A 903-nucleotide genomic window follows, 5' to 3' on the forward strand; every position below is an offset into this window, starting at 1 on the left:
TATCTGAAGAAAATCCGTATAGTCAATTTTTAATAACAATAATGGCGGGTGTTAACCAACTTGAAAGAGATTTAATAAGAATGAGGCAACGAGAAGGTATTGAAATAGCTAAAAGAGAGGGTAAATTTAAAGGAAGAGTAAAAAAATATCACAATAATCATGCTGGAATGAATTACGCTTTAAAACTTTATCAAGAGGGTGAAATGACAGTAAAACAAATCTGTGAAATTACAAATATTTCTCGAGCTTCGATATATCGAAAACTCCTTGAAATTAAAGGGTTAGATTCAATTTAGACAATTCCTTAGCGTTGTTAAATTTTCATAAAAACTTGAAATTTAATGAAATTGAGGGTCTTAACGTTGTTATTCCGCGTTTTCCGGAGCAGCAAGATAAAAAGCTAATAAATACAAGGAAAGATGGAAATAACTCTAATTAGATTACTTGAGAAAATTTTTGAATGAAAAATGGTCGAAATACATTGAAAATAAAGGGGGCATCAATGGTCAGGAAAATCCTTAGCGTTGTTATTCCGCGTTTTCCTGATGGGACCCCTTATATAAAAAATAACATTCTTTTATTTTCATAATTTCTATTGAAAAAGCATTAAATTGTTCAATAAGATTAGACATCATACCTCCAAAGAGTTTATAAATAGAAAAGAGCTAGTTTCTCACCTCTAGCTCTTTTCCGTACAATGAAGTTTCCAACATTGATTATTTTTAGTTTGTACATAAATTATATACCTTATATTTTAAAAAATCAATAACTTTTTATTATTTAACAGATTCTTTAATTAATTTTTCGTATTGTTCTTTTATTTCTTCTTCTGTTGTAAGAGTAGAAATTATACTATTAAATAAATTCCATTTTCTTATTGGAACTAGAGGTTTTAATTTTTTT

Annotated in this window: 1 protein-coding gene; it reads left to right on the plus strand. The window is 27.8% G+C overall.

Annotated elements, in window-relative coordinates; genetic code table 11:
* The coding region (locus L988_RS11190) for a helix-turn-helix domain-containing protein (RefSeq protein WP_047384315.1) at positions 1-296 on the plus strand (296 nt) is incomplete at its 5' end.
* Between the last annotated feature and the right edge of the window lie 607 nt (positions 297-903).

It is taken from the genome of Cetobacterium sp. ZWU0022, from assembly GCF_000800875.1.
Classification (GTDB): Bacteria; Fusobacteriota; Fusobacteriia; order Fusobacteriales; family Fusobacteriaceae; genus Cetobacterium_A.